General features: G+C 74.2%; 5 protein-coding genes and 1 pseudogene. 5 read left to right on the forward strand and 1 reads right to left on the reverse strand.

Annotation, left to right across the window (positions count from 1 at the left end; genetic code table 11):
- Positions 1–37: 37 nt before the first annotated feature.
- The 4 genes from ACFUMH_RS09995 to ACFUMH_RS10010 all read left to right on the forward strand — a co-directional run bounded on the left by ACFUMH_RS09995 (position 38) and on the right by ACFUMH_RS10010 (position 4,967).
- Positions 38–1,807 carry a hypothetical protein gene (locus ACFUMH_RS09995; protein ID WP_378204161.1) on the forward strand — a complete coding sequence of 590 codons (1,770 nt, stop codon included), beginning with the start codon at positions 38–40 and terminating at the stop codon, positions 1,805–1,807.
- A gap of 63 nt (positions 1,808–1,870) precedes the next feature.
- Entirely contained in the window at positions 1,871–2,707 is an 837-nt protein-coding gene (locus ACFUMH_RS10000) for an aldo/keto reductase (protein ID WP_378204164.1), read from the forward strand.
- Between the two features lie 97 nt (positions 2,708–2,804).
- A complete protein-coding gene (locus tag ACFUMH_RS10005) occupies positions 2,805–3,584 on the forward strand; it encodes an LLM class F420-dependent oxidoreductase (protein ID WP_378204167.1) in 780 nt (259 codons plus the stop codon).
- 459 nt (positions 3,585–4,043) lie between these two features.
- The gene (locus ACFUMH_RS10010) at positions 4,044–4,967 is read left to right on the forward strand and encodes a hypothetical protein (protein WP_378204170.1); all 924 of its coding nucleotides are present in this window, start codon (positions 4,044–4,046) and stop codon (positions 4,965–4,967) included.
- Positions 4,968–5,676: 709 nt separating this feature from the next.
- Here ACFUMH_RS10010 and ACFUMH_RS10015 read toward each other — a convergent pair.
- On the reverse strand, positions 5,677–6,207 hold the full coding sequence (locus ACFUMH_RS10015) for a hypothetical protein (protein ID WP_378204173.1): 531 nt from the start codon (positions 6,205–6,207) through the stop codon (positions 5,677–5,679).
- 25 nt (positions 6,208–6,232) lie between these two features.
- Here ACFUMH_RS10015 and ACFUMH_RS10020 point away from each other — a divergent pair.
- Positions 6,233–7,262, forward strand: a pseudogene (locus tag ACFUMH_RS10020) (hypothetical protein); the annotation flags it as partial.

The raw sequence follows: 7,262 nt of genomic DNA on the forward strand, positions 1-7,262 counted from the left end.
ACCTCAGCCGACCGACCTCGACACCCCGCGCCGCCCGGTGCCCGTGCGCCGGCGCCGGCTGGTGACGCTCGTCGCGGCCGTCGCCGCGCTCGCGGCGTGCACGTCCGGCACCCCCGACGGCTCCGGACGCACGGACGAGGCCTCGCCGTCCCCGTCCGCGACGCCCGTCGCCGCGACCCTGCAGGCGTCGCCCCCGCCGGCCACGGTGGCCACGGGCTCGGACGCGAGCGCGGCCCTCCAGGTCTCGGCCGCGGTCTTCGCGACCGCGCCGGTCGTCGTGCTCGCCGACGCCGCGGACGTGCCGGGGCAGCTCACCGCCGCCTCCGCGGCGGTCGCGGTCGGGGCCCCGGTGCTGCTCACGGGCGGCGACGCGGACGTCGCCGGCGAGGTCGACCGCCTCGGGGCCACGGCGGCGCTCGTCGTCGGCGGCGCCGACACGTCGGTGCTGCCCGCGGAGGTCGACGCCGTGCCGCTCGCGGCGGGTGCGGGCACCGACGCCGTCGCGGCGGCGACCGGCCGGACGGCGGGCGACGACACCCCCGTCCCCGCGGGCGGGGAGGCGGCCGCGGTGCGCGCCCTCGCGGCGGACGCGGTCGCCGTCCTGCGCGCCGAGGGTGGAGCGGCACAGGCGCCGGACGGGACCGCGGACGAGCCGTCGGAGGGGGAGACGTCGGGCGCGGCGTCGGACGAGCCGTCCGTCGGCACGGCGGCGTCGGACGACGCCGCGGCGGAGACCGCCCGGCTCCCCGCGACGGCCTCGCCCGAGCCCGGGCCGGCAGTGCTCGGGCTCGTCAGCGGGCCGCAGCCGCTCGCCGCGCTGGCGACGCTGCGCGCCGCGGGCGCCGGCGTCGTCGACGTGCCCGGTGCCGACCCGCGCGCGACGTCGGCCGCGGTCGAGCAGGTCGCGGGCGCGCAGCCGACGGCCGTCGTCGCCCTCGGCGAGGCGTTCGGCACCTCCGACCGGCTGGCGGCGCGGGTCGCGTCCGCGCGCACGGGCGCGCAGCTCCCCGGTGGCGGCCAGCTCGTGTTCCCGGCCGCCGAGGGGCAGCCCGGCAAGAAGTACGTCGCCCTGTACGGGACGCCCGGCTCCGGCGCGCTCGGCGTGCTCGGCGAGCAGGACGTGCCGGCCACGCTCGCCCGCGCGGAGCAGCACGCGGCGCCGTACCGCGGCCTGACGGCGGACACGGTGGTCCCGGCGGTCGAGATCATCGCGACGATCGCGTCGGCGGGCCCGGGCGACGACGGCAACTACTCCAACGAGCGCCCGGTGGAGGACCTGCGGCCGCTCGTCGAGGCGGCGGGCGCGGCCGGCACGTACGTCGTCCTCGACCTGCAGCCCGGGCGCACGGACTTCGTCACGCAGGCCCAGCGCTACGCCGACCTGCTCGCGCTCCCGCACGTCGGGCTGGCGCTCGACCCGGAGTGGCGGCTGGCCCCCGACCAGGTGCACCTGCGCCAGATCGGGTCGGTCGGCGCCGACGAGGTGAACGCGACGGCCGAGTGGCTCGCGCAGTTCACGCGCGACCGCGGGCTGCCGCAGAAGATGTTCGTGCTGCACCAGTTCCAGCTGCGCATGCTCACCGACCGCGAGCGCATCGACACGTCCCACGACGAGCTGGCCACCGTCATCCACGTCGACGGGCAGGGCAGCCAGCCCGCGAAGGCGGGCACGTGGGCGACGCTGCGCAACGGCGCACCGCCCGTGCACTGGGGATGGAAGAACTTCTACGACGAGGACCTGCCGATGCTGGACCCGGTGCAGACGTACCAGGTGCAGCCGGTGCCCGACCTCGTGACGTACCAGTGAGGCCCCCGGCGGGCCCGCGCGCCGGCGTGCGGACCGGGCCGCGTCCTGCCTAGCGTGGCGGGCATGACGGTCCCCACGCGCACACTGGTCGACGGGCTCGAGCTGCCGGTCATCGGCTTCGGCACCTACCCGCTCAAGGGTCACGACGGTGCGGAGGCGATCCGCTCCGCGATCGACGTCGGCTACCGCCTGATCGACTCGGCGTACAACTACGAGAACGAGGGCGCGGTCGGCGAGGCCGTGCGCCGCAGCGGCGTGCCGCGGGACGAGCTCGTGCTGTCGTCGAAGCTGCCGGGCCGCTACCACCGGCACGACGACGCGGTGCGCGCCGTGCACGAGTCGCTGTACCGCGCGGGGCTCGACCACTGGGACCTGTACCTGATCCACTGGCCGAACCCGAAGCAGGGCCTCTTCGTGGAGGCGTTCGGCGCGCTGCTCGAGCTGCAGCAGGCGGGGCTGGTCCGGTCGGTGGGCGTCTCCAACTTCCTCCCGGTGCACCTGCAGGCGCTGCTCGACGCGACGGGTCGGGTGCCGAGCGTCAACCAGGTCGAGCTGCACCCGCGGTTCTCGCAGCGCGAGCAGCGCGCCGCCGACGAGCTGCTCGGCGTGGTGACGGAGGCGTGGAGCCCCCTGGGGCGCGGCAGCGACGTGCTGGAGGACCCGACGGTCGTCGAGGTCGCCCGCGCGCACGGCGTGGGTCCGGGCGAGGTGATCCTGCGCTGGGTGACGCAGCTCGGCGCCGTCCCGCTGCCCAAGGCCGCCGACCCCGACCGGCAGCGACGCAACCTCGGCGTGCTGTCGTTCACGCTCACGGACGACGAGGTCACCGCCATCAGCGCGCTCGACCGCCCGGACGGCCGCCTGCAGGACCAGGACCCGGCGGAGTACGAGGAGTTCTGACCCGTCAGCGGCGCCGCGGGGCCCGGACCTCGCGCGCGCTCGAGCTGGCACCATCACCGGCGTGCGCGGCGAGCGCCGCCCGAGCCGAGGAGACCCCATGACCGCACCCGTCAGGATCGGCGTCCAGCTGCAGCCGCAGCACGCCGACTACGGCCAGATCCGCGACGCCGTGCTGCGCGCCGAGGACCTCGGCGTCGACGTCATCTTCAACTGGGACCACTTCTTCCCGCTGTACGGCGACCCCGACGGCAAGCACTTCGAGTGCTGGACGATGCTCGGCGCGTGGGCGGAGCAGACGAGCCGGGTGGAGATCGGCGCGCTCGTCACCTGCAACTCGTACCGCAACCCCGACCTGCTGGCGGACATGGCCCGCACGGTCGACCACATCAGCGGCGGGCGGCTGATCCTCGGCATCGGCGCGGGCTGGTTCGAGCGGGACTACGACGAGTACGGGTACGAGTTCGGCACCGCCGGCGCGCGCATCGCGGACCTGGCCGAGGCGATGCCGCGGATCAAGGCCCGCTGGGCGGCCATGAACCCGGCGCCGACGCGCGAGATCCCCGTGATGATCGGCGGCGGCGGCGAGCGCAAGACGCTGCGCGTGGTCGCGGAGCACGCGGACATCTGGCACTCGTTCGGCGACGTGGAGACGCTGCGCCGCAAGAGCGGCATCCTCGACGAGCACGGCGCGGCGGTCGGCCGCGACACGGCGTCGCTCGTCACGCGCTCCGTCGGCGTCGACGGCCAGGACCCCGCGGACACCGGCGCCGAGCTGCTCGACGCCGGCGTCCGGCTGTTCACGTGCAGCACGAGCGGCCCGGACTACGACCTGACGCTCACGGAGAAGTGGGTGCGCTGGCGCGACGCGCTGCGGTAGGAGCTGCAGACGGAAATCTGCTGAGAGTGCCCGCCTTGGTGTGGTAGCGGGTCTGTACTGCGGTCGCTCATTCTCGGGCACCTGCGTCTGAGCGCCTTCAACGGCATCTTCAGACGCGACGTTCTGCGCACACCGCAACGATGTAGTTGTGCTGCATAGCCGGTCGGTGGCTGGGTCCGCTAAGTCGCGCCCGCAAGGCCATGGCGTCGAGGTGGAGATGAAGAACAACATTTGAACCGCTTAGGTCCTTGTCGTGAACTGCATCGGCTGTGCCCGCAAGATATGCCCGCCCATCTCATCGGCCTAGGTCGCCCTGCGCCCTCAAGGTCAGAACGCTCCTTGATCTGGCCGGGTGACATCTGGCCGACCGTCTAATCCCACGTGAGACGCCCCTTTCTGAGCAGATCGCCCCGCTGCCATCGTTTGCTTGCCTTGCTCATCTGAACGAAGGAGTTCCTCGTGCGACGACCTATCGCCGCGTGCTTGGCGGCTGCCACCACCATCGCTCTTATGGCCGCGGTTCCGGCCCACGCGGCCGATCACACCGAGGCCACCGCGGACCTCATCGCTGAGGTGGCACCCGACCAGGGCGACGTGCTCGCGGCCCGGGCGACCGGCGAGAACTTCGCCGTCGCCCTGGAAGCGAGCACCGTCACCGTGCCGACCGACGCGGCCGCGGCGGTCGTGCTCGCCGCGAAGGCCGACCAGAGCCCCCTGGAGGTGAACTTGCCCGCGGAGTTGTCTGTCTCGGACGGCAAGGCGGCCTCCGACGGCACCGTCGTCTACCGGGGTGTTAAGGCCAGCGCCGCGGTGCAGGTCCTTGAGGACGGCTCCGCACGCCTGCAGACGATCACACACGGTGCTGACGGCCCGCAGGAGTTCACCTACACTTTCGGCGAGAACGTGACGCCCGTCGAGGGCGTCGACGGCGGCATCGAGCTGCTCGCCGACTACGGGGGCGCCGCGCTCGTCGTTGGCACGGTCGACGAGGCATGGGCAGTCGACGCCGACGGTGACACGGTGCAGTCGTCGTACCGCGTTGAGGGCGGTGCCCTCGTCCAGGTCATCGAGCCCTCGGCCGACACCGCGTACCCCGTGGTCGCTGACCCGAAGGTGACGCGCACCTGGTGGAACTCGACCCTGTACCTGAACCGGAACGAGACGGCTCTCATGGTTGCCGGCGCGGGCGGCATGGCGGCTGTGGCGGCGCTGGTTCCGGACCCGACGATCTCCAAGATCGTCGCGGTGGGCGCCGGGCTGTCGGCAGCGTATATCGGGCTCGTTCACGCGCGGGGCAAGTGCCTGAAGTTCGTCTACTACGGCAACACACTGAACATCTGGCAGGAGTACGCTGGCGCGGAAGCCGGCGGCTACTGCCGCTGACAAGCGGAGAGGCTCGCACATGGTCGTGATTGCCGCCGCCGCGGGTGTTCTCGCTGGCGTGCTTGCACAGATCGCCGCTCGGACCCGTGAGTGGCCTTGGCGTGTCTTCGCTGCGCTCGTCGGCCTCGGCGCCGTGATCGCGTTCGTGCCGCACGCGCTTCGCGAGGACGGGTCTATCTGGCCGCTGATCGTGGTGTCGGCGATGATCGCGGGTTCTTACGCGTTCGCGCCACGGCCATGGCACAGGCCCGCGGCTTAGACCGCTTCCACCAACGCACCCCAGGCGCTCAGCGGCTGGGGTGCGTTGCTGTGTCGACACGGCCATTCGCCTCGTCGGTTGGTGGACCGGCGTGATGTGTGGACCGCCTCCGATCTCAACCGTCACCGACTAAGACAGAGAAGCCGTCGGGTGGCTGCGCGAACTTGCGTATGCCCGTGGTCACGGCAGAGGTAGCGCTTCGACGCATGAGAAAATGTGGCGAGCCGCCAGCACTCTGGTCCGCTCGTCGGAGCCGTCCGTCTCATTCGTCGACGGCGTGTTCAACGGGCTCACGCGGGGATGTACCGCCATGCCTTCACGGCGCTGCGCGGCGCCCGAGAGACCCCATCCGCTCCGCGCACCGCATCCAACTGCTCGCGGGGCGCGCCGAGGACCTCGGCGGCTGGACGCGGGGGTGCGCCTGCTCACGCTGAGCACCAGCGGACCCGACTACGACCTGTCGCTCGTGCAGCGCTGGTTGGCCTGGCGCGACGCGCTCTGACCTCCGGCCGTCCCGCTGCGCCCGGCGAGGTGCCGGCGCAGCCCGCGCTCCCCGCTGCGCATCATCGCCGCGTGCGCCAGCGCGAAGGCGGGCGCCGCGACGGGGCCGACGACGTTCATCCACGTCCGCGTCGTGCGCACGTGCCAGCGGATGTCGACGCGCGTCGTGCCCGGCGTCGGCGCCGTGAGCCGGACGTCGCCGTGGCCGCGGAGGTCGCCGTCGACGTCGATCTGGACGCGCTCGGGCGGCGTGGCCGGCCCCACGACGAGGTCGAGCACGAGCGCGTAGCCGACGGGCGAGCGGAAGCGCAGCCGCGCGAAGGAGCCGGTGGTCGCGGTGGCCGGTCGCACCTCGAGCGCCTCGACGCCCCGCCACCACCGCGGCCACGTCATGCGCGGGTCGCCGAGGACGTCCCAGCACTCCTGCCGCGGCGCGGGCACGAGCCACACCGACGTCAGGTCGTAAGGACGCGCGCGCACCCGGCCGAGCATAGGCTCGGGCCCGATGGACGACCCGCGCAGCGCACCCCCGGCTGACGGGGCACCCGTCGGCCCGCCGTGGTGGCGCCGTCCCGTGCGGCTGCGCGCGCCGCGCCCGTCGACGGTGGTCCTGGCGCTGCTGGCCGTCGTCGCGTCCCTGGTCGTCGGCGTGACGACCGCCTCGGTGCAGGCGTCGCTCGGGCCGCACGTCACGCGGTACGACGTCACGACCGACGCGACGGTCACCATCGACCTCGGACCGCTGGGGACGCTGCAGATCGACTCGCCCCTGCCGCTGACGCTCGGCGCGCGCGCGACGGTGCAGGAGATCCCCGCGCAGGTCACCGAGCTCGGCGAGGCCACGACGCTGCAGGCCCTCGGCGACGACCTGACCGCGTACCTCCAGTTCTTCTCCGGCCCCGAGGCGGCGGTGCGGGACGTCGCGGTCGCGATCGCCGCCGACGCCGCGGCCCGCTCGCTCGTCGCGCTGCTCGTGCTCACGGCCGTGTGGTGGGCCGGCCGGCTGCTGCTCGGCGCCGAGCGGCGGGCCCAGCTCGCGGCCGCCCTGCGCCCCCACCGGCGGCCCGCGGTCGCGGCCGCGCTCACGCTCGTCCTCGGGGCGACGCTGCTCACGTCGAGCGTCGCGCCGACCGACCAGCCGCAGCCGCGCGTCGTCGCGTCCGCCGTGTTCGACGGCACGCCGCTCGCCGGCGCGCGCGTCACCGGGCGGCTCGGGGGCGTCATCGACACGTACGGCGGCTACGCCGTCGACGCGTGGCGCGCCAACCAGGAGTTCTACGCGACGGCGGACACCGCGCTCGCGTCCGCGTGGGACGAGTGGGCGCAGGGCGACGCGCGTCGCGCCGAGGAGGCGGCCGAGGCCGCCGCCACGGGCGACGAGGACGGGGGCGACGTCGCCGCGGACGGTGCCGCCGGCGAGGGGAGCGGAGCCGACGGGGGCGGCGCCGACGGGAGCGGTGGTGGCGACGGGGGCGGCGGTGGCGAGGCGGCTGGTGCCGGCGAGGCGGCCGGCGCCGGCGACGCGGCGCCGCAGC

The sequence above is a fragment of the Cellulomonas sp. NPDC057328 genome (genome assembly GCF_042667215.1).
In the GTDB taxonomy this organism is placed as follows: Bacteria; Actinomycetota; Actinomycetes; order Actinomycetales; family Cellulomonadaceae; genus Cellulomonas.

Bases quoted from the DNA above. Each gene is read 5' to 3' on its own strand.
- ACFUMH_RS10000 (WP_378204164.1), top strand. From the start codon at position 1,871: ATGACGGTCCCCACGCGCACACTGGTCGACGGGCTCGAGCTGCCGGTC.
- ACFUMH_RS10005 (WP_378204167.1), top strand. From the start codon at position 2,805: ATGACCGCACCCGTCAGGATCGGCGTCCAGCTGCAGCCGCAGCACGCC.